Source organism: Paraglaciecola sp. (genome assembly GCF_051252315.1).
GTDB lineage: Bacteria > Pseudomonadota > Gammaproteobacteria > Enterobacterales > Alteromonadaceae > Paraglaciecola.
Window position 1 is genome coordinate 40,403 of record NZ_JBPOFP010000005.1, and the last position, 21,794, is coordinate 62,196.

Genomic DNA, 21,794 nt, shown 5'->3' on the forward strand with positions numbered 1-21,794 from the left:
AGTGCCAAACAACAAACATATCATGTTTAAATAAATAGCACTAATCACTATGCAAAGCATCAATCGGGTTAAGTTGTGAAGCTTTAATGGCAGGGTAGACCCCAAAACCAATACCAACGGCCATACAAATCGTTAAAGACAATACAATTGCGACCAAAGACCAACTTACCGCCCACCCCGAATAAAAGCCGATAATTTCAGACAAGATTAGACCAAAAGCGATCCCTAGAAGTCCACCTAAAACCGATATAGTGAAGCTTTCTGCGATGAACTGCATTTTTATGTTTTGTTGCGTGGCGCCAACAGCTCTTAATAAACCAATTTCTTTGGTTCTTTCAAGCACATTAGCCAACATAATATTCATGATACCAATACCGCCAACCAATAAAGAAATACCTGCCACACAAGCCATGACAATATTGAAAATTTGTTGGGTTTGCTTTTGTTGAGCGAGCAAGGCCGCTGGCACAATAAGTTGATAGTCTTCTGCTTCGCCATGGCGTAATTTAAATAACTGAGTGACCGCTTTAGCCGCAACTAAAGTGTCAGTACCTTTTTCAACGCTCAATTTGACTGAATCAAGTTCACTGGCTAGAAACGGGCTATTTAACTTTTTCATGCTAGTACTTAATGGCACAAATACTTTCTCACTGTCGCCACCTATTTTTACTCCTTGGAATTCATCCTTGGCTAAAAATGGGTTGTTCAACACGCCAACCACTTTGACCCACAAGTGATTCACTTTAATAGACTGGCCTACAGCTTGGCCTTCTGGGAATAGTGTATGAGCTGCGCCAGCCCCCAGTACCGCAACCTGAGCTACATTTTGCTCATCTTGCATATTAAGTACTCGTCCGTGCTCCACCTGCATGTTAGACAAACTAAATTGACTTGGAGATACACCAAGCACGGAAATATCAGCTGTATGCAAATCACTGTATACCAAATGTGTTTTCACTTTGCGTTGAGCACTGTAATCTTCAATAAAAGGCAAAGTGGCTTTAGCGGCCTCTACATCAGCCAAAGTTAAACCTAATGACTCTTGACGGATTTCTTTTAATTCATCATCAGAAAAATCTTTGTTTTCAACGATTAGATTTCGCAAGCCCATGGAGTCAATCATTTTCAGGGCTTGTTGTTCTGCCCCCTCTCCAATATTTAACATTGCAATCACAGCACCCACGCCAAAAATCATGCCCAACAATGTAAGCAAGGTACGTAACTTATGAGCCGCCATTTCGGCGAGGGCATCTAATACCAAAGGAATAAACTGGTACATTAAGATTCCTCCGGGGAGCTAAGGGCAATCTCGTCACCTGTTTCGAGTCCAGTCATCACTTCCACCATATGTAAGTTTTTTCTTCCTGTTGAAATACTTCTTCGAACAAACTTAGAACCTTGTTTTAGGTACACGTAATTGTCACCTTTATCATTAAAAATAGCCTGTAATGGAATAATAAGTTTTGAAGTTTCACCTTGGGCAATAATCTTAGCTAGTACTCGATTACCCGGTTTTAAACCGAGCCCGTCTTGATCAAGTGAAACATGAACATCAAAATATTTGATTGGATTATTGCGCTCTATGGTTCGTGAAAACCCTGACACAGACTTGATTTTTCCAGGCAGTACTTTAGTAGGCTCAGCCTCGAGTCGAATCTCCACAGGTTGCCCCGCTTCTAGGTCAATAGCATTTTTATCTAGTACATAAACTTTAGCTTGCATAAATGCCAAGTTTGGAATTTTTGCAATCACCATACCTGGATAAACGGTTTGTCCTACACTAGGTTTTTCACCTCGCCAGTTTTTCTGATACACAAGTAAGCCATCATATGGCGCTGTTACTTCCAGTTTTGCTAGGGCCTCTTTATGTCTCTGGAATTTAACTTGATGTCCTTTTTTACGAATATCTAAGACATCAACTGAACTTTGGATTTGTTCACCAATACTATCTGTTTTCCATTCGATAAATTCATCTTTAGCCCCTAAGTAATCTCGATTTGATAGGGTTTCAATAATTTCAAGCTTGGAATATAAACGTAAATCGTCGATGGCAAATTTGTCTACAAATTCAAATTCTTTACCTACAAACACCTTATCCGACTCAAGTGCTTTTTGTTGCTCAGTTTTTTCAGCCTGTTTAGATTGTAAATCTTCATCCAGCAACATCATTTCTAACTCTTCGCGCCGGCTATCTAACAACAACTGTTCAGCATCAAATCGGGCCACCACTTCCCCTTTTTTAACAGAGGAATTTTCTTCAGCCATCCATTCAATCAACATAGGCTGGCGACCTGGTGCATTGATAAACTCAGCTTTTGAGGCTTCAAGTTCTCCAAAGGCAGGGATTTCAATATTGAAACTTTGTTCTTCTACCTGATAAGTGGGTACAGTTTGTTGAGGAGCCTCAGAACAACCCGCCAACATAATTGCTGCAAAAATAATTAAGATGAACTTCATGATGGCACCACTTCAATTTTTGCTTTCATACCAGGTCGCATTGTCTTAGGTCTAGCTTCACCTAACTGGATTTCAACTTCAAACACCACTTTAGGGTTTTGTGGAGACTTAGGGTAAAACGCCTGCCCTAATGTTGAAATTTCCCCCATGTACGAAGTCTCAGGAAAAGCTTCAAAAATCACTTTTACCTCTTGGCCAACACTCAACTTAGACATATCTGGTTCGGCAAACTCAGCTTTAAGAGCAACGTTTTCTAATGATGGTAGCTGGATTAAACTTAACCCCATATAGACTGTTTCCCCAACAGCAGGCTTTTTGCCGTTCCAATCCTCTAGGTACATGACTAAACCATCTTTTGGTGCCTTTACCTTTAGTTTTTCAATTTCATTGGTCATGTTAGTCACCCGCTGCCGCAGATTTCTCACTTTCCCTGTATTCACCTGGTTATTCACCAACATAGATTTTTTATGGTGCTCAAGTTTTTGTTTTGCCTGAGCTAATTTTTCATTTTGATATTTATAATTAGCTTCCTCGAGCTTTTTATCGATTGCAGAGCGAGACACATCGACAATTTCGACTCTACGCTTAGCTTTTTCGAAATTCATTTCTGCTTCTGCCAAGGCCAGAATTAAATCCTGCTTTTTGGCTTCATCATTTAGCGCTCGAGATTCGCCCTGTTTGATTTCAGCGTTTAATTTACTTTTTCGTCCCACCAGATCATTTCGCAAACGTTGTGTATCAAACTCAATGACCACATCACCTTCTTTCACAAAGGTATTTTCTGCTGCCATTTTTTGAATTTTGAATTGCCACATACTATTTACCAAAGGTGGACCCAAAGTGGCATTATCAAGGGCAATAAGTTCAGCTGGTGCAGTTAAATTCGATACTTTTGAAGGGGTTGAAGAAGTCTTCTCTTCTTGACAGCCCAACACAAGAAAGCTCAACACCCCCCCAAGCAACAATCTTTTAATCATGGTCAACTCCTCCAACTAAGGATTGCTCTTGTGAATGAATATCGACTCGTACACTCATGCCAGGAAAGATTGGGTCTTTAGGTGGTTCGGAAAAACCTATTTTTACAGCATAATAGGCGCTATTACTCCATTCCGTTTTTTGTTCAGACTGAGACGATAGACTAATGACCTTACCTTTATATTTTTTACCTGGATAGGCATCTAGCAGTAAGAAAATATCTGCCCCATCGAGGGCGATTCGAGAAGCGTCTAGTTCGTGGATCCAACTTTTAACTTGGTAACCCGATTGCGCCTGCACTGTTAAAATTTTCCACCCTACCCGAACATTTATACCGCTAGATATTTTGCCCCCCAAATGAGGATGCATCATATGAGAAACGGGGCCCGTTACTTTTGACCGCACACTCATTTTCGCCAATTGACTTTGGTTGTAAGTAATCCTTTCTTCAAGCTTAATAATCTGAATTTTTTGCTTCTCAATACTGACTTTTTGTTCTTCAATTTTACGTTTGTGGTTTTCTGCTGCTTTGATTTTCTCCACTAACGCTTTTTCATAGGCAATCACATGTTTACCTTTTTCGTAATCACTGATTTCCCCATCAGGAATATTCGCATTAACCTTGGTTTTATTAACCATGATTTTTGCTAAATCTAAACGTCCTTTTGCCTCTACCACAGCTTGAACAACTCGCATTTCTATTTGCTCAAGTTCAAGACGCTCCATCACTAACTGCTCTTCATTTTGCTCTAGTTCTGTTTGAATTCCGCCAGAGTCAAACACTGTAACGAGATCGCCTTTTTGAACGATTGTCCCCTCCTCTGCCATCCACTGAATTTGCACCTGCCAATTTCTAGTTTTCGGAGCCATCACTAAATGACTTTCAGCTGACTCGATAATTCCAGTCAAATGGTGAGTTGATTTTGCTTGTAGTGACAAGCAGGTCATTAAAGCAATACAAAAAAGAATTTTACGCATGCTATTTTTGCACCTTTTGTTTGCTCATATCTTGTTCGCGTGAGTCTTGCAACACCATGCCATCTTTCATGGTCACCACCCTTTGGGCATAAGTGGCAATGTCATCTTCGTGAGTCACCATAACTATAGTCTGTCCTTGTTTATGTAAGTCAGTTAGCAGGCTCATAATCTCTAACGAGGTTTTACTGTCTAAGTTACCGGTGGGTTCATCTGCTAAAACTACTGTGGGCTTGTTTATTAAAGCTCTAGCAATCGCGACCCTTTGTCTTTGGCCGCCAGACATTTCGAAGGGTTTGTGCTCTTTTCTATGTTCTAACCCCACCTTATCTAACAAATCATTTGCCCGCTTGTCTGCTTCTTCTTCAGATACATCATCAGCATATCGAAGGGGGAGTTTGACGTTCTCTACCGCACTTAATTTGGGTAAAAGATGGAAGGTTTGAAAGATAAACCCTATGTGTTTATTACGAATAGCAGACAAGGTATCGTCATCCATGGATGCCACATCTTGCTGATTTAACAAATATTGGCCTGAATTAGGCGTATCTAAACAGCCCAGTATATTCATTAACGTCGATTTACCCGAACCTGAGCTGCCCATAAAGGCGACAAATTCATTCTCTTGAATAGACAATGAAATATCTTTTAGGGCATGAACAACTTCAGACCCATTGGCAAAAGACTTTGCGATATTGCGAAGTTCTAACATGATAGTTTTTTTGATAAAAATTTAATTAAATCAACAATAACCGTATGCGACTAAAGTAGCAATCACGTACGAGGAACAGTATTTATATTTGATGCAGTTAAATGTTTCAAAACATTTCTAATCATGATGGGTAGTCAACCTTTGCCAACACAGAAAAGGTTTTAAACACAGGCAGGTTGAAATTCAAATAGGTTCTGTTGGTCACTCATGCAAACCAACTTTATTCGTTGAGCTACTTGGTTTTAGTGACTCAATAAAGCTCATTTATACCGGAAGGAAACTAAGAACAACCTTTGTTCGCTTGTCTGGCATCAAAGGCAGCTAGTTGCTCTGGTGTGGCTGGCAGTTGGTGTTTCTCTTTCCACTCTTGCATGCTCATGCCATAAATCGCTTGTCTAGCTTGATCGTAATCCATTTCCACTCCCTGTTCCTTTGCACCTGCCATGTACCACTTAGACAAGCAGTTACGGCAAAAATCAGCCAAAACCATTAAATCAATATTTTGTACGTCTTTATTGTCATCTAAGTGTTTGACTAAAGTTCTAAATGCGGCGGCTTCTGCCTGTATTTTTTGTTGTTCGTTCATGATTTTTTTCCTAAGTAATAATTGATTAAAAACAATTAGATTAAACACTAAATATTAAATACTCACTTCCAAAAAAAAGTGGCGATTCAATCAAAGCTAAACTAAGTTTTAACCCTGTATATCAATAAATTACTAATATTTAATTAAACAAATAAAGTTGGAATATACCACAGATGAAAGACCTAAGCATTGCGATTAAGTACTCTATCCCAACCATGGTTTTGGCCCTCGCCTTAATTCTAATTGTGATTACAAATGCGTTGTTAAACTCAGCAATGGAAAAAAGAGCAGACACATTTCCTAAAGACTTTATGCAGGCGATTAATGTCATTTTAAATGGTGACCGTGATCTATACCAAGCCAGAGTCGCCGAGCTCAATATCACCTTCGATCAAGCTGAAGACAACTCTACATTACAAGCTGATTTTAAAGAAAATGCCCAACAAGCCAAAGAAAGATTTAATAAGTTTAAGCATCATATGTCTGACTATCCAGATGTGATAAGACAAGTGTCAAATTTTGACGCTTTATATAAAACTTGGTTAGAAAGCGCTGAGAAATCGATGGAATTACAGTTGGCGGGGCAAGATGAACATGCCAAAGTTCAGGCCAAGGGACCTTCTAAAAAGGCCTTTTCAGCGTTAAGAACAATATATGATAAAGCAGGTGAATTGAGTTTTGAAAAAGCGAATTTATTAAGAGAAGAAATTAAGAACAAAAACTTTAGAGCCAAGGCCATTATGTGGGTAGCGGTGGCCATAACCATGTTAGTTGTTGGTGCTTTTGTAATTTATGGTCAACGCTCATTGCTTACTCGAGTTAAAGAGTTAACCGATAGAATTACCGAAATCCGTTCCGGTGGCGGCGATTTAACCAAAAAAATACAAGTCACCAGAAAAGACGAAATAGGCTTACTCGCACAAGAATTTAATGGCGTGTTAGAAACACTCAGAGGATTAATCCTAGGTATTAGTCAAGACGCAGCTCATCTTAACAGCACAAGCGGACAACTAGATTTATCTGCTGATAGCACAGCAAATATTGTGAGCCAACAGATGGACGCTACTGACACAATCGTACATTCTGTAAGTGAGATGAGTCAGGCAACCAAAGAGCTTTCGAAAATAGCGCAAAACACCGCGAGTGAAACCAATAAAGCTATGGAGTCTACGGGAAAAGGCGTGAAAGTTATTGGTCAATCGGTTGAACAAATTGAATCACTATTCAGTAGTGTAGAAGGAGCATCAAATAGTGCACAAGCTCTAGCTGAAGAATCAACCAATATTTCCAATGTTTTAGATGTCATACGTGGAGTGGCAGAACAAACCAATTTACTTGCCTTAAATGCCGCAATTGAAGCAGCAAGGGCTGGCGAACAAGGCAGAGGTTTTGCAGTAGTAGCAGATGAAGTCCGCGCCCTAGCCAGCAAAACCCAAGAGTCTACCGAAAATATTCAGAAAATGATCGAAAGCGTACAGGAGGGAGTGAATAAAGTAGTCACTATGATCGAAGATGGATTTAGTAAAGCAACAAGCTCCGTAGCGTTATCTCGTGAAACGCAAACTTTACTGAATGATTGTTTGAAAGTTGTTGAGTCGATCAATGCCATGTCCATTCAAACTGCCGCCGCAACTGAACAACAATCCGTGGTATCTGACGATATTAATAACAATTTGAAAGCGCTGAATGAGCAAGCAAAACTGACTAAAGCTGAGGCGAATAAAACCAAAATCGCCTCACAAGATATTATTAGTATGGCAAATAGTATCAATAATGGTGTAGAACAATTCAAAGTTTAATCAAACAACACCGTAGACTTTATATGAGATAAGTCTACGGGTGCTTACGTTATAACGCTTTATTTTCGAACGACGCTTCTTCGTACCAGTCTTCCATGTTGTCGTACATTTCACCTTTCATGATGTAATAAATCGACTTATAGTAAATCTTAATATCATGATATGGGTCGGTAATAATCTTACTGGCCCAGACTAGACCTGATTGCACACCCATCAATTTAAACAAGTGAATAGTTCTAAACGCAATAGCACCTAAACCAACAAATAACCAAATTATTGCCATATTATTAATAAATTCATAAAAGCTAGCCGCGGGAGTAAAAGCACCAAAAAACGTCGGTTCGATGTACAGTATAATTGGCACAAAGGCCCATATAGATAACAACACCACTTTACGTCTTAGGTTATAACCTACTTTGACACTTTCTTTGTATTCGTGTGTCGCTTTGTTTACTTTGTCATAATCAAGTGGTTCAAAAAAGAAGTGGCCCGTTTGACGTAAACTCATGGCTAACAACCACCCGACCAATGCAGCAATTGCCGGATAATAAAACACTAAAACATAACTAGCTAAAAAGCACATTGCGCTTAACAAATGTAAAAATTGGTTGATTCGGTTGTGGTGATAATAGCGGTGGTCATCCCAGCGTTGTTGTTGTAATTCTTCGAAAAAAGTCATAGTAAAGCCTATAGGTTAGTCATAAGAAATTATGAGAGTTGTGTAATAGTGGTACAAAATAAGTCCATTCAATACTGCTTAGAAAATCGACTTAAATGACCCGACATAAGTGGTTGGCCCATCTTTATTTCAGCCCCCAGTTGTATAACGTCACAAAAATGATAGTTACTGGTGGCAAATAAAATAATGGTTGAACCATGTTGGAAATAGCCCATTTCATCCCCCTTCTTTAAGTCTACGTAACAGGGGATCTGATTTGGCCCTTGGTATTTGAGATCTAAGGTGTCTTTTAGAAAGTGAAACTTCATACTCGCTACCAAAATAGCTGCCACTGGCACTAGGGTAATACTGCTAGTTGGGTGGTCTTGTTGTAACTCAATCACCGCCCGTTCGTTTTTACAAAATAACTTCTCTACGCGTTTTAAGGCAACAGGATTAACGTTCCACGTATCTCCCGAGATATACGTAATCTTACTCACACTGCAATCTATCGGCGCATGAAACCTGTGATACATGCTGGACTTTAGGCGTAAAGTTACAAAACTTCCGTTTCGATATTTGTGATGTAATCTTGGATCTGGGATCAACTCACTGATGTCGTAAGGAAAACCTTTTGCCTGAAACACCTGAGTGCCATCCACTTTTCCATAAGCACCAATTACCGCATCACAAGGACTGGTCACTGTATCTGGATGTTTAACAACTGGACGTAGGCCATCTTTTAACTGCCGAGTAAAACATTCACGCAAGCTAGAAAAACGTTGTTTTTTAGCGTCTTGTAGTCGTAAGTCATCAGCAAATAACTGCCATACTCTTATTAAGATTTTAGTGAATATTGGGCTTTCAATTTGACTTAACCAACCAATAAAAAAAGTTAAGTAACGCCTTGGAATTCGATTGGTTAATAAAAAATTAATCTGCTCTCGTTTAGTTAAACTTTGAATACTGCTAGCCACAATTAAGCCACTGTCTTTTGATTGTTGTACATCACAGGCAATGCTAAACCCATGTCTGATAAGAACTGCGCCATAATAGGCTCAGCTTGATATTCGCCAGCTCGCTGAATGGCCTGTTGACTCATAGAATTTCGCATCGATGAATTATTAAAAAAGGTCACTATCTGTTCACTCATGGCGGCTTTGTTTTCCACCAAAAAGCCATTTTTTTGATCCTGAATAATGTCTTTTGGCCCTTTACAGTTATAGGCAATAGTGGGCATACCATGTACAAATGCTTCAAGCACTACATTTCCAAAAGTATCGAAGCGTGATGGGAATACAAATAGGTCTAGGCTTAAGTACAATTCCGCCAATTGCTGTTTAGACTGCCAACCTAAAAATACGGCTTCGGGCAAGGCTTTCTGTAACTCTTCGGCTGCCGGTCCAGATCCTGCCACCACAATTTTTAAATCGGGGATCTGTAATTTGGCTTGTTGAACTATGTCGGGCAAATCCATGATGCCTTTTTCCTTACTCAAACGGCAGGCTATAAACAACACAGGTGTTTCTTCTGTGGCCCCAGAGATAATGCTGGCTTTTGGAATTCTGTGCACACCTAGATCACGCGCCTGAGTATGGTGAGCAGTTAAGAAAATACGTTCTGGTTTAAGCTCCATTTCATGTCCAATCAACCACTCTTTATGCTCTGAATTGAGTACAAAAATACCATCGTAACGATTGTATAATGCACGCATCCAACGACGGACTCTGTCCCTTTCATGTTGGTTTAAATCAGTGGTATGTTTAATAAAGTCAATCCAGTCTGTGTGCATGAAAAAGTAACTGGGCACATTAAACATTTGTTGAATAAACAAAGACACCACTGCCATTGGTCCTTCAGTAGAACACACGATACGGTCGTAACCACCTTCGTAAAATATCCTTGCTACTTCCATTAAATCGGGGATGCGAATTTTCTGTTCACCATATTTTTTCAACTCGAATTCGCAAACCGGTCGCACCACATGTAAATGTGGGGCAGGCATGGCTTGACTGTCACAAATCAAAAAATCTACCGGCAAATCTGCTCGTTGAATCTCTTTTAATTTTCCTGACAAAGAAGTAGACACACCATTTTTATCTCGCAAGGTATCCGTTAGGTACAAGGCTCGATTCGAGTGAGTGTTTTTCCCCAAATGCTGAGAAAACTGATTCAGTAGTTGTCGGTTTTGATAGAGCACACGTGTAGAAGCTAATGACGAACCGGCTAACACTAAGCTGATTAATAGTGGGAATGACAAGTTGTCTAATAATTTTTCAACTCGCACGTTACTCATGTTGTCTTGGCGTTTTCCATCACCAAAAAACAAAGCCGTTAACTGGCTAGGGATCTCGAATTTACGGGTAATTTCTTCGGTAGAAAATTTTTCGAGTTTAATCCCGTCATTGTCCTTAAGTGCTTTTTCCACTCTCGATGCAATCAATTTATTGAGATGATTAAACAATTCATTGATAGCAGAGTTGACTGTGTTACTAAATGCCTCGGGCGAGGCTTTTTTACTATCTGCAATTAACTCTAACTGTTTAATACAAAACTTATAATCTTTATTCACCTGCCACTTAAGCAGTTTATTCGGTTTTTTACCTTGTAGCGCGTCGTGTACAAAACCAAAAAACTTCATAGTTTTTTTATGTTTTTGCATTTCTAACAACAAATTACTCACCACAAAACAACCGACTTTGTCCCAAGTCGACCCGCGGTGTAACATAATACGAAACAAACCAGGATCTTTGATTTTGGTTGCCACTTGCGAGAAGTAATCGAGTAGCGCTATGTTTAATTTTTGGTTTTCACCTACTTGACCAAATGGCGCTATATTACCTGCTTTAATTGCCTCTAACGCTAACTCTGATGGCTTGTTGGTTTTTAAACGTTCTTCTAAGTTTTCAATATGCAAATAAGAACCACATTGACCGGCAAATATCCCAGTGTGATCGTCTGAACCACCGGTTAAAACCTTTGGTTTTTGTGGGTCAACACCGTAGTCTGCAGGGTGTAAATTGTGTTTTTTAGCGTAAGCGATTATTTTTTCTGGCGTTAGACTTTGTACCCAATTTAAGGTTAATACACTTTGCCATAGATCCCGTTGGCCATTTAACACTTCAAACCGAGCAAACAGCACTGCCAACTTTTCAAAAAGGCCTAAATCAATTTTTTCGTTACGGGTATAAAAGTACAAAGGATGGGGCATGATCACCGGAATATCTTGTTCGGCGGCATACCGCAAAAACTCATAAATATTCTGACGCTTTTCGTTTAACTCGATTTCTTGCCGCTGGCTAAATCCATAGGTGAGTACATGGATAAACAAGTCGTACTCTGGAAAAAAACAAGTGAACTCAGCGCCCACTAGTACGTCTATGCCCTGCTCTTTCAACGCCCAGCAAGAACGCGCATTATTGTGGTTAGTCACTGTAAGGACCGAGCTACCGTTTTCTTTTAATAACTTGACCAACTTTTTAGTTTTTAACCACGTTTCTGGTAAACGTAAAATTCGACCCCAAAGTTCGTCAGGCACATCACTGTTGTGATCATGGCAATGAAAATCAATTTTAAGACAATTTCTGCGATCAAAACGTTGGCTTTGTTGATCTAGATATTGACCAAATTCACTTCCTAAAGATTGGCGAAATTCATTATTTATTTGATTGTTATCATCTAGCAACATGATCACCCTGCCTTTTGAATGGTATTTGATTTATCTGCGGTTGACTTAGATGCGTCTTCAGTCAGTTCTGAACTATTTATTTGATGTAAGGGCTGAGCTAACACGCCTGCCAAAATAGGATACTTAGCCGATAACATGTCTGTTAAGAACTGGCGCTTGATGCTTTTATTGGTCAATGAAGGTGATTGCCACCACCAGCCATCTTGTTCCATTTGTTTAGCAGCTTGAACAAAACACTCAATCACCTCATCAAATTCTTGTTCGCTAAAAGCAAAACTCATAATTAAACGGCCAGTACCGGTCCAACTTAATTCAACACCCGACTGCTTTAAATAAAATTGCAGCATCCAGTTATAACGACTAGGGCGGGTATAAATCACCGACAAAATCGAATGCATATTGGTAATGCATAAAGGGATGTTTTCTGCTGTTAACTTTTGATTAAAGCGGGCCACTCGTGCATCCCAAACTTGTTCCGATTGTTGATACATCAGCTGATATTCAGGCTGTTGAATACGGCTTAAAAACTCATGCATTGCGCCAAGAACATAAGGATGTGAGTTAAAAGTGCCACGGGCGAACGACACGTCTACCGGTTTATCTTGTTTAAAACGTTTCATTAAACTGTGAGTGCCCGCTAACACTCCTACAGGAAAGCCGCCCCCTAAGGTTTTACCGTATGTCACCATATCAGCTTGAATGCCGAAAAAGCCTTGTGCACCTTGGTAACTCAACCTAAAACCAGTAAACACTTCGTCAAATATCAGCACAATATTACGTTTACTACACACGGCGCGAATACGACTTAACCATAATGAATAAGACTGTTTATCGAAGTGGGTATTTCTATCACTCGCTACCAAGGACACGTCTGACGCTGAGTCTGCATTTGGATGAAAAGCTTGCAGAGGATTGATCAACACACAAGCAATATCTTTGCGGGTATTTAATACATGCAAAGTGTGGTCACTCATGTCTGCTAACGTGTAAACATCATGGGTTTTACGACCGTTGCCAATGCCAGGTTGAACACCATCCCACCAGCCATGGTAGGCTCCACATAATCGCACTAAATGGGTTTTTCCTGTGTGGTATCGGGCCAGTCTCACGGCTTGCATTACGGCTTCGGTACCAGACATATGAAACGACACTTCATCTAGTCCAGACACGGCTTTTATCATCTGCACATTTTCAGCAATTAGCGGATGATAAGCCCCTAAAACAGGCCCTAATTCTTTGGCTTTTTCTGTGCCGGCTGCCATACATTCTTTATAAAAGTCGTAACCAAAAACATTGACGCCATAAGAGCCGGATAGGTCATAACGCCAATTTCCGTCTAAATCTCTTACCTTTACACCCTCGGTTTTATCTGCCATTGAGCCTAATTTAAATTCAGGGCTTAACACCTCTCGATAAGGAAATGGCACACGATAGTGACTGGTAAATTGCACATCTGAAATACTGGATTCAATTTCAGAATTTTTATGTAAAGTGTTAGGTGAAGATTCCTTAATTTGCTTTCTTAATTTTTGCAGAGCGACGCTTCTTTGATTAGCAATAGACTCTGGCGCACCATCAGAATTAAAATAATCTTTTTCTGCATATGAAAAATAGGGAATTTGTTTGGCAATACGACGAGACCATTTACTGTGCCCTCGCAAAGACCCATGTTTAGCTCGAGACAGGTGCAGACGAACGATTAACTTGTAAAAGAGATAACAAGTTAAGCTAATAAGAAACGTGTAATAAATGTAGTTAAAATTCATTTGAGACGTTATGACTAAAGTTTGTCACAAGCTAACACGGCTTTTTGAAGCATTTATTTCAGTTTTTAGACTTTTTGATGACAGCGAAAAAAACACCCTAATTAACTTCTCGCTACCTAACATATTTACTTTTCTTTACAAAAAAGAGTATTCACAATAAAACCCACTTAAAGTATATTTAAACAACAAAGTTCAAATATAAAATACACTTATGAAATTCACTAACAAAGCCTTATTGCTCAGTCTATTCTCTTCACCCTTAACGTTTGCAAAACCACCTGAACCAGAATTAGGTAAACGTTGGGTTATCAACAATGCCTATTCAGATGAATTTAATGGTTCTACATTAGATAAACGCAAATGGTTAGATAAACACCGCACCTGGAAGGGGCGTCCACCCGCTATGTTCGAGCCCACAACTGTATCCGTACAAAACGGCAACATGCAGATAAAAAATAAGATGATGGATAAACCAAATAAAAAGTTTTCCATTGCCGGCGGTGCTGTCCAGTCTATTGGACAAACTGCATATCATGGGTTTTACGAATCTCGTTTTAAAGCTTCTCGTATCAACATGTCTACTACCTTTTGGTTATCTAATCGCAACGTTCCATATGAAGGTAAAAATCATTTAGGCCAAGATTGCAGTAACGATGGCTGGTCAATGGAATTAGACATAGTTGAAGCAGTAGGTGGCGTTATTGACAAAGCTTTCGGGGTAAATTTTCGCCAAGGTATGCAATACAACACCCACGTTTGGTATAGCGGCTGCGAAAAAAGATCACGCTCTCGATTTTCCAAGGGAGCAAACGTAGCTGAAGGTGATGGCACGCAAGCCTTTAATAATAAATTACCCAAAGGTGAAGAAGTCTGGACCAACTTTAATACTTATGCAGCTTGGTGGAAAAACGAAAACGAAGTCGACTTTTACCTAAATGACGGTTTTGCAGGCCGCATTCAAGTAGACACTAGTTTGTTAGAAAAACCTTACAGCCGACCAATGAGCATGCAGTTATTGACTGAAACTTACGATTGGGGTCGCCCCTTACCCACCCCACAACAATTAGCCGACGATGCCATTAACACCTCATATTACGACTGGGTTCGCTCCTATTATTATGTGGATGTAGATAAAGAAGCTAAACAACAATTAGAACGTATAGGTAAGGCTGACGATATCTTTATTGAATCAACCATAGTTAAATCCACCAAATTAGTAAGAGACACTTTAGAATTCACCTATTTATATGAAACTGATGAAGACGTTAAGGCGCTTATCGAAATCACTAAAGGTAACAAAACGGTTTTTAGTAAACAGGTTAAGTTAAAAGCAGGTTATGGGCATTTAGCAGATAAAATCACATTATCCAAAACCATGGATTTTGATAACACTCAGTTATCAATTCATTTGCTATCAGATAAAGGAAAAACCATCGCTTATTCTAAGCCGGTAAAAATTAAAGTGAATGTGAAGTAGCAAGTATCAGATTAGCATAATTAATAGCTATCGGAGCTGCGGGTCGCAGCTCTAGTATAATTTCAATTAGTAGCAATAATTGTAAATGACTAAGGTGCAGAATCATTAGCTCAACACTTAAAAATGATGTTTAAATCCAAGTCCATACATCTTGGGTTCTGGTAATGTCATAGCAAACCCTCTTTTTACAAAAAAGGTGGCTGCATCACCAAATCGGGCCACAGACTCTGGAGAATCATTATCAAGTAAGTTTTTGCCCCATAGATATAATGTACTATTTCCTGAGCTAAAGCTGAAACGTATGTTCAATCTTGTGGTTGATGGAATTTCAGCTAAATTATGAACGGCGGCCCATCGTTTACCTTCATACCCAATCATTAAAGTCCCTTGCATCATCAAGTTAGCGGAAAGATCTTTTCTATAATCAACTGACAAAGACGCCATTTTTTTAGGCGCTCCTGGAATTTCGTTTCCACTTACATCACCATTACCAGTCAATATTTCTTGGGCCTGTGTCCAAGTATTTATTAACTCAGTACTAGCGTATGCTACAGATAGTTTAGCTTTAATCTCTTTCGAAAAACTAGCGTCTACTTCGGCTTCAAACCCTCGACTTGTAGCCTCTCCCCCATTAGCTAATGAAGATGCTCTAATGGGTTGGCTTCCTTCATCAATGTATGAAATTGGCTGACTTAATACTAAGTCTTTCCATCGATAATCAAATGCAGCAATATTTATATATAGGTAGTTTGATATGATCTCACCTTTAAGCCCTATCTCATAACTTCTAAGGCCTTCTTGATCATAAAAGATTCTCTCATTTACCTTTTGTTGTTCGGTTTCATTTAATGCCTTTACATCCGTTAAGCGTGAATTAAATCCACCGGGCTTATCTGCCCAAGCAACAGAAAAATAACCAAGCCAATTATTTGGAAACTGTTTAGAAAGTGTAAGTTTAGGCTGAAAGTTAGTCCATGATTGTTGGCTATAATCTAATGCTAAATTATTGGTTACCTCATCCTCTGTGATCCTTAAATCAAATATAAATTTATAGGTATCTCGAAACTTCCATTCAAAACTACCAAAGGCTGCATAATTTTTTACTGATTGTATCGTAGTGGATTCAGACAATGGTAATATTTGGCTTGCGCGTATAAGGTAATTGTCAGCCTCAGAGGCCACTTGGCTATCAAAATAAGTTAAACCAAATAGTATTCTTAAGTTATCAAAGTAAAAATTTGAATAAAGTTCTGAGGTTCTAGATGTTTTAACATTAATTTGTGAAGTAAACGCACTGTCTAACTCATAAAAATCACCATCAAAACTACTACCAAGATCTGTTTGAGTATAAGCAGAACGAAAGGTCACGTCATACGTATTGTCGACATAATTTGCTTCTATATGGGCTCGCTTAGCTTTCTGACGCAAGTAATAATCCCATAGTTCTGGATAGAAACTATAACCTAAAGCGTCAGGAACATTTACTTCGCCACAATAGTACTGACTGCGAGTATCGAGAAAACAATTATTTTGTTTAGCCGTTTGGAGATAAACTGGCAAATGGCCGTCTTCAGTATCTAAAAAACTTACGTAACCCAATAACTCTAAACGTGAGTTGTATTGCCAGTTAATCGCAAACTTTGCGTATTGAGTTTGCTCGGCACCATAACCACCACCATTAGAACCTAAAGCATTGTTAACATAATTGGCTCGAGCATCATGACTGGCACTCACTCGGATAGCCACATCATCATTCACAATATAATTACTAACAAGATTAATAACATCTTGTTGGTACTTTCCTTTCGTAAAGTTAACTTGGGTGTAATTACTTTGCTCAGGTCTTTTGGATACATAATTGACTGCGCCTGAAAAAGTAGAACGACCAAACATTGCGGCTTCGGCCCCTCTTAATATTTCAACCTGCTCAAGGTCAAACAAAGGCATCAGCATACTCACACCGCTGGTTCCCATACCGTCAATAATTAAACCAGAAGTAGGCACCGTACTAGTGGCCGATATCGTAGTAATGCCACGCATTGCAGGCTGCTCTAGCCATCGTCCAAAGCTACGTCTAAAAGAAAAGTTAGGTACCAAATAGGCTAAATCGTATAGTGAGTTTAAATTATACTTGTGAATATCTTTATGGCTAATAATACTGACAGAGTATGGGGTATTCCCAAGCTTTTCACTCGAACGACGGCTGGTGATTTCAACTTCTAGTAGTTCCTGTAAATTCATTTCCATCAACTCTTCAAAAGAAGCATCTGCTCTTAAAGAAGAGGAAAGTAACAACAAAGTTACAAGAAACAAAATCCGCATGTTAATTATCCATAGGTTACCGAAATCACTCTCTGACTAGCTCTAGCAATATTAAATATATGAAACATTGGATAAACCCTATGAATGGGTCAAAGACAATAATCTTAGAGCTATCTCAAGCTATTATACTAGCTTGAGATAGCTGATATTAATAATTAATTTTCCTACGTACAACTTTGCTAATTATTAACACATTATAAAAAACGGATAAATAAGACGGGGTAACTTAGTTAACAGCTTCTATATAAGTGTAATAAGCACAAGTTTTATCACCATTTGTTAACTCAAATTCGGTTCTAATTTGCTGCTCTCCTTTTGCTAATTCGACGATAAAATCGATGGAATGATTTTTAGGCGAAACCTTCGCGCTAAAATTCTTTTCACCAAGATTAAGACTCGCTTTTTGAATTGATAACGCTGCACTTTTAGCATGATAGAAGGGAAAATCTCGATCATGAATTTTAGGATCAACAACAAAATCTTGGGTTTTGGCTGTCAAAGGTAAATTCAGCTCTTTTGGCCAGCGGTACAAACTAATTTTATAGCGCCCCGGTTTTTCTACATCGATATAGGTGTAACCATTTGTAGCTAACTTGCCTGCCCTATTGTCATGGGCGCTATAATACACGCGTTCTCCCATGAGATTTTGGGTGGTGATCATTATTGTATTTTGTTTTTCAGGATTGATGATAAACGGCGTGTAGTTATCGTCAGCATGTTCAATACTCTTCCACCAGCTTTGATAAGCTTGTTGTAGCCTAGCAACAACCTTGGGGCATTTAGCAGATAAAATCACATTATCCAAAACCATGGATTTTGACAAAACTCAGTTATCAATTCATTTGTTAGACGCGAATAATCAAAAATTCGCATCGTCAAAACCAAACAAACTAAACGTAAACGTCAAGTAATCAGCGCGCACCAACAAAAAATCCGCCTATCGGCGGATTTTTTATTGAAGATAAAATAGCTAAATAAAAACTAGACTGTGTTGATTAGAACTTATTGTTTACTGGGGCAGTACGCTGGCCAGACTCTCGAATATCCCAATACTTTTTGAACATAGTTTGCACTCTGGTTTTATGTTCGGGTGCTTTGACCAAATTGCGTTTCTCAGAAGGGTCATCTTTTAAGTTATACAAAGCGGCGATTTCTCGCTTAGTCACTTTGTTATTTGACTGAATGATTAACTTCCAATCCCCTTCACGCAACATGAGTTGGTTTTGACTACCGGCTTGTTGCATCATGAAATCACGACCGGTAAAAGACTCTCCCAACAAGGCTGGTAACAAGTTCCACGAATCTTTAGCTTGATTTTCATTTAGTTTGACCTGTGTAACAGAAGCAATAGTTGCCACTATATCCGTCCCATTTACTAAAGAATCACTGCTGGTGCCCGGTTTAATTTTACCCGGCCACACAGCAATAAATGGAACTCTGTGCCCGCCTTCTAGCGGTGAGTTTTTTCGGCCATTATAAGTAGCTGAGGAATTGTGCCCGGCTTTGATTTCTGATTTTTCAGGTAATCCACCATTGTCTGAAGTGAAAATAATTAAGGTATTTTCGTATTCACCCGCTTCTTTAAGGGCATTAATAATACGTGCAACTTCTAAATCTAAAACCCGAGTCATGTCTAGATGTTGAGTGGGAGTAGAGCCTAGAATTTTCTCGCCATCAATTTGTTTCGGTGGGGTATGAGGAATATGCGTTGCAGGGCTCCAGTAATTTAACATAAAGGGTTTGTCTGCCTTTGCACTGCGCTTAATAAATCCGGCAGCTTTGTCAGCCAGCATCATATTAAGTTTAGTGGCATCCCAATGACTGTCACCCATGCCAGGACCTTTGTCTGCAACAAAACTTTTATCCAAAGCCGAGTGCTCGTCTACATAAATAATTTTTGAGGCTTTATCAAACTTATACCATTGACCATTTTCATGAACCGAGTAAGTTGGCCCTTGCACACCTGTTGGCGCTGTAAAATCATAATCAAAGCCAAGTTCCTTGGGATTACCCGCCACCCACTTAGTTAAATCAATATTTTTTGATTTAGGGCCTCCTTTAGCTCCTTTGTAAACCTTGCCATCTTTACCTAAAAACGTTCCGCCTAGGTGCCATTTCCCCACAAAACCAGTAGTGTAACCAGCTTCTTTTCCAATACGACCAATAGTAGCGTCTTCCATTGTCACTGCTGTTTTAGCAAAGGTGCTCCATACGCCCCATTTTGCATAAGCTCGATAAGTGTTATTGCCGGACATCACAGAATAGCGAGTTGGAGCACATAAAGCGGTAGGTGAATGTGCATCGGTAAATGACATACCTTGAGCTGCCAAAGAATCAATAGCAGGGGTTTCCACCACTACAGGTTTATTTGTATAACGACGGTGCAAGGCACTGATGTCTCCAATCCCCACATCGTCAGCCATAATCACGACTATATTGGGCTGACTAGCTGCGGGTTGATTAGCAGCGTTAACCACTGTTGGCAACAAACACGATAGTGCAATTGCCAGTATATTTATCTTTTTTAATTTATACATTTTAACAACCTTAAATATTTAAAAAACGGTAATAGTGTGAGAATCGGTGACACCTGAGGTCTTAAACTCTGCAGATTTGCCATCTGCCAAAGGTTTTGCATCTGCCCATGAGTACACATGGATTTTGGCCGTCCCTTTTTTATGAGCGGTGATTTCACCAAATTTGTTAATTGAGGCAACGCTTGGGTTGCTCGAATGCCATATCACACCGTTTCGCGTAGTATTAGCAGGGGTTAACTCTGCTGATAAACTAATGCTGTCTCCCAGCTTTAATGTGTTATTGGCTGGGCTAATCTGGATATTTTCTATTTCAACTAGTTTATTCTGCTCCAGCACCAAACCTAATTTGTCATAAGCGGCTTTTTGCTGTTTATCTAAACTGTCGATTGGCAATCCACTGTAACGTAACACTTTAAACCTAAACTCCTTGAAAGAGTCACCAGCTCGTTCAAGTAAATCGGTACGTAAATCAAAAAAACGTCCCTTTGGAAAATGTTGACTCGGAGCATAACGTTTAAAGTCTTGGTTAAAAGCATACTTAACTAACGTTTCATTATCTGTGTATTTATTGTTGGCATTACCCCAATGATAAATAGTCTCACGAGCTGCAGTTTTGGCACCTTTGGCTCCACTTACTTGCGGCCAAAAACTAATACCGTCTAAATCTTGTTGATTAGGAATGGGCACATTGGCCGCATCTGCAATGGTGGGGTAAATGTCTACTATGTCGACCATGCCTTGATAATTATTTTGTTTTTCACCTAAACCCGCAGCAATCGTACCCGGTTGATTCAACACTAGCGGAACGTGTAATCCGTTGTCGGCATGACCACCTTTACGCCCTGGATATCGAGAACCATCGGCAAACACATGTTCAAACGTCTCTTTGGTACCGTTATCTCCCACCACTACAATTAAGGTGTTTTCACGTAAACCCTGTTCGTCGAGTTTTTTCACCACATTGCCTATCATCTTGTCCATATAAGCGATCATGTCGGGTAAAAATTTATGGTCATCACCACTGACTTCCATTGGGACTTTACGTTTTTTATTTTCTTGAAAATTATCGAAAACAGAATGAGGCAAGGTATCAGGTGTGGGTTGATGTTTATCGTGAATTAACATCATGGGGTAGTACAAAAAGAACGGATTATTTTTATTACGCTCAATAAAACTCAGTGCATCACGATTGACTATGTCGGGACCATACCAGCGACGGCCCGTTTGTGGATCCATATCTTTTCGATTGTTGTAATTAGTCACCTTACCATTGACGACTAAATCTGGATTGATAAATCGATTTTTTGCGCCTACCACATCAAATGCGGTGAACTCATCCCAACCAAATTTGAATAAATAATCTTTACTAAGATGATTGGGTGTACCTCTAGTTTGTTTCCATTTGCCGAATAGCCCCGTTTTGTACCCTGCTTTTTGGAAAGTGTCACCGAAGGTAATATCCGAATGATGTAAAGACTTAGGTTGAAGGTAGTTTCGGCGGTTTTCCTTGCCACTCATTATTGCAACGCGAGTGTTTTCACATAACTGGTAAGCAAAAGCGTTATCAACTAACACACCTTGATGAGCAAGCTGATCAATATTGGGCGTTGAAAATTGCACATCTTTAAAACGTTTACGGTAAGAATTAATGCGATCAGCACCATAGGCTGTTACCCCATAGTGACTAATATCATCGATTAAAACTAAGACTACATTTGTATGTGTTGGCTTACTAGGTGCGGCTTGAATTGAGAATGTAATTACCATTAGGGCAATCAGACTCATGGCTAAACGTAATATAATTAAACCCAATTTCATCACCTTCCCAATTTTTATGTAGGT

General features: G+C 39.4%; 16 protein-coding genes. 2 read left to right on the forward strand and 14 right to left on the reverse strand.

The window, feature by feature from the left end:
* Positions 1 to 40: 40 nt before the first annotated feature.
* The 6 genes from ACSHXM_RS01675 to ACSHXM_RS01700 all read right to left on the reverse strand — a co-directional run bounded on the left by ACSHXM_RS01675 (position 41) and on the right by ACSHXM_RS01700 (position 5,705).
* Positions 41 to 1,279, reverse strand: a complete 1,239-nt coding sequence (locus tag ACSHXM_RS01675; RefSeq protein WP_435686985.1) for an ABC transporter permease — start codon at positions 1,277 to 1,279, stop codon at positions 41 to 43.
* Positions 1,279 to 2,457, reverse strand: coding sequence for an efflux RND transporter periplasmic adaptor subunit (locus ACSHXM_RS01680; RefSeq protein ID WP_435686986.1), 1,179 nt, complete (start codon positions 2,455 to 2,457; stop codon positions 1,279 to 1,281). Before ACSHXM_RS01680 ends, ACSHXM_RS01675 begins: the two co-directional genes overlap by 1 nt.
* Positions 2,454 to 3,434 carry an HlyD family secretion protein gene (locus ACSHXM_RS01685; protein ID WP_435686987.1) on the reverse strand — a complete coding sequence of 327 codons (981 nt, stop codon included), beginning with the start codon at positions 3,432 to 3,434 and terminating at the stop codon, positions 2,454 to 2,456. Before ACSHXM_RS01685 ends, ACSHXM_RS01680 begins: the two co-directional genes overlap by 4 nt.
* Entirely contained in the window at positions 3,427 to 4,410 is a 984-nt protein-coding gene (locus ACSHXM_RS01690) for an HlyD family secretion protein (RefSeq protein WP_435686988.1), read from the reverse strand. The genes ACSHXM_RS01685 and ACSHXM_RS01690 overlap by 8 nt, the downstream gene beginning before the upstream one ends.
* A 1-nt stretch (position 4,411) precedes the next feature.
* Positions 4,412 to 5,119, reverse strand: a complete 708-nt coding sequence (locus ACSHXM_RS01695; RefSeq protein WP_435686989.1) for an ABC transporter ATP-binding protein — start codon at positions 5,117 to 5,119, stop codon at positions 4,412 to 4,414.
* A gap of 280 nt (positions 5,120 to 5,399) precedes the next feature.
* Positions 5,400 to 5,705, reverse strand: a complete 306-nt coding sequence (locus tag ACSHXM_RS01700) for a DUF1244 domain-containing protein (protein WP_435686990.1) — start codon at positions 5,703 to 5,705, stop codon at positions 5,400 to 5,402.
* A gap of 173 nt (positions 5,706 to 5,878) precedes the next feature.
* Between ACSHXM_RS01700 and ACSHXM_RS01705 the strand changes: the two genes are divergently transcribed.
* Positions 5,879 to 7,504, forward strand: a complete 1,626-nt coding sequence (locus ACSHXM_RS01705; RefSeq protein ID WP_435686991.1) for a methyl-accepting chemotaxis protein — start codon at positions 5,879 to 5,881, stop codon at positions 7,502 to 7,504.
* Between the two features lie 49 nt (positions 7,505 to 7,553).
* Here the strand turns inward: ACSHXM_RS01705 and ACSHXM_RS01710 are convergent, their stop codons facing one another.
* From ACSHXM_RS01710 to ACSHXM_RS01725, 4 genes are all read right to left on the reverse strand, one after another.
* Positions 7,554 to 8,183 carry a hypothetical protein gene (locus ACSHXM_RS01710; RefSeq protein WP_435686992.1) on the reverse strand — a complete coding sequence of 210 codons (630 nt, stop codon included), beginning with the start codon at positions 8,181 to 8,183 and terminating at the stop codon, positions 7,554 to 7,556.
* A gap of 68 nt (positions 8,184 to 8,251) precedes the next feature.
* A complete protein-coding gene (asd, locus tag ACSHXM_RS01715) occupies positions 8,252 to 9,139 on the reverse strand; it encodes an archaetidylserine decarboxylase (RefSeq protein ID WP_435686993.1) in 888 nt (295 codons plus the stop codon).
* Between the two features lie 2 nt (positions 9,140 to 9,141).
* Positions 9,142 to 11,850 (reverse strand): glycosyltransferase, encoded by a 2,709-nt coding sequence (locus ACSHXM_RS01720; RefSeq protein WP_435686994.1) that lies wholly within the window; start codon positions 11,848 to 11,850, stop codon positions 9,142 to 9,144.
* A 2-nt stretch (positions 11,851 to 11,852) separates the two neighbouring features.
* On the reverse strand, positions 11,853 to 13,616 hold the full coding sequence (locus ACSHXM_RS01725; RefSeq protein WP_435686995.1) for an aminotransferase class III-fold pyridoxal phosphate-dependent enzyme: 1,764 nt from the start codon (positions 13,614 to 13,616) through the stop codon (positions 11,853 to 11,855).
* Positions 13,617 to 13,827: 211 nt separating this feature from the next.
* Here ACSHXM_RS01725 and ACSHXM_RS01730 point away from each other — a divergent pair, with 211 nt between their 5' ends.
* Entirely contained in the window at positions 13,828 to 15,093 is a 1,266-nt protein-coding gene (locus ACSHXM_RS01730; RefSeq protein ID WP_435686996.1) for a hypothetical protein, read from the forward strand.
* A 117-nt stretch (positions 15,094 to 15,210) separates the two neighbouring features.
* Here the strand turns inward: ACSHXM_RS01730 and ACSHXM_RS01735 are convergent, their stop codons facing one another.
* The 4 genes from ACSHXM_RS01735 to ACSHXM_RS01750 form a co-directional block, all read right to left on the reverse strand.
* Positions 15,211 to 17,415, reverse strand: coding sequence for a TonB-dependent receptor (locus ACSHXM_RS01735; protein WP_435686997.1), 2,205 nt, complete (start codon positions 17,413 to 17,415; stop codon positions 15,211 to 15,213).
* 226 nt (positions 17,416 to 17,641) lie between these two features.
* Positions 17,642 to 18,226, reverse strand: coding sequence for a hypothetical protein (locus ACSHXM_RS01740; RefSeq protein ID WP_435686998.1), 585 nt, complete (start codon positions 18,224 to 18,226; stop codon positions 17,642 to 17,644).
* Between the two features lie 184 nt (positions 18,227 to 18,410).
* Positions 18,411 to 19,952 (reverse strand): sulfatase family protein, encoded by a 1,542-nt coding sequence (locus ACSHXM_RS01745; RefSeq protein ID WP_435686999.1) that lies wholly within the window; start codon positions 19,950 to 19,952, stop codon positions 18,411 to 18,413.
* A gap of 18 nt (positions 19,953 to 19,970) precedes the next feature.
* Positions 19,971 to 21,764 (reverse strand): sulfatase-like hydrolase/transferase, encoded by a 1,794-nt coding sequence (locus tag ACSHXM_RS01750; RefSeq protein WP_435687000.1) that lies wholly within the window; start codon positions 21,762 to 21,764, stop codon positions 19,971 to 19,973.
* Between the last annotated feature and the right edge of the window lie 30 nt (positions 21,765 to 21,794).

What these genes read in the sequence shown, in the direction of transcription:
- ACSHXM_RS01675 (WP_435686985.1), bottom strand. Translation starts at nt 1,279, where the DNA reads ATGTACCAGTTTATTCCTTTGGTATTAGATGCCCTCGCCGAAATGGCG.
- ACSHXM_RS01680 (WP_435686986.1), bottom strand. Translation starts at nt 2,457, where the DNA reads ATGAAGTTCATCTTAATTATTTTTGCAGCAATTATGTTGGCGGGTTGT.
- ACSHXM_RS01685 (WP_435686987.1), bottom strand. Translation starts at nt 3,434, where the DNA reads ATGATTAAAAGATTGTTGCTTGGGGGGGTGTTGAGCTTTCTTGTGTTG.
- ACSHXM_RS01690 (WP_435686988.1), bottom strand. Translation starts at nt 4,410, where the DNA reads ATGCGTAAAATTCTTTTTTGTATTGCTTTAATGACCTGCTTGTCACTA.
- ACSHXM_RS01695 (WP_435686989.1), bottom strand. Translation starts at nt 5,119, where the DNA reads ATGTTAGAACTTCGCAATATCGCAAAGTCTTTTGCCAATGGGTCTGAA.
- ACSHXM_RS01700 (WP_435686990.1), bottom strand. Translation starts at nt 5,705, where the DNA reads ATGAACGAACAACAAAAAATACAGGCAGAAGCCGCCGCATTTAGAACT.
- ACSHXM_RS01705 (WP_435686991.1), top strand. Translation starts at nt 5,879, where the DNA reads ATGAAAGACCTAAGCATTGCGATTAAGTACTCTATCCCAACCATGGTT.
- ACSHXM_RS01710 (WP_435686992.1), bottom strand. Translation starts at nt 8,183, where the DNA reads ATGACTTTTTTCGAAGAATTACAACAACAACGCTGGGATGACCACCGC.
- ACSHXM_RS01720 (WP_435686994.1), bottom strand. Translation starts at nt 11,850, where the DNA reads ATGTTGCTAGATGATAACAATCAAATAAATAATGAATTTCGCCAATCT.
- ACSHXM_RS01725 (WP_435686995.1), bottom strand. Translation starts at nt 13,616, where the DNA reads ATGAATTTTAACTACATTTATTACACGTTTCTTATTAGCTTAACTTGT.
- ACSHXM_RS01730 (WP_435686996.1), top strand. Translation starts at nt 13,828, where the DNA reads ATGAAATTCACTAACAAAGCCTTATTGCTCAGTCTATTCTCTTCACCC.
- ACSHXM_RS01735 (WP_435686997.1), bottom strand. Translation starts at nt 17,415, where the DNA reads ATGCGGATTTTGTTTCTTGTAACTTTGTTGTTACTTTCCTCTTCTTTA.
- ACSHXM_RS01740 (WP_435686998.1), bottom strand. Translation starts at nt 18,226, where the DNA reads ATGGTTTTGGATAATGTGATTTTATCTGCTAAATGCCCCAAGGTTGTT.
- ACSHXM_RS01745 (WP_435686999.1), bottom strand. Translation starts at nt 19,952, where the DNA reads ATGTATAAATTAAAAAAGATAAATATACTGGCAATTGCACTATCGTGT.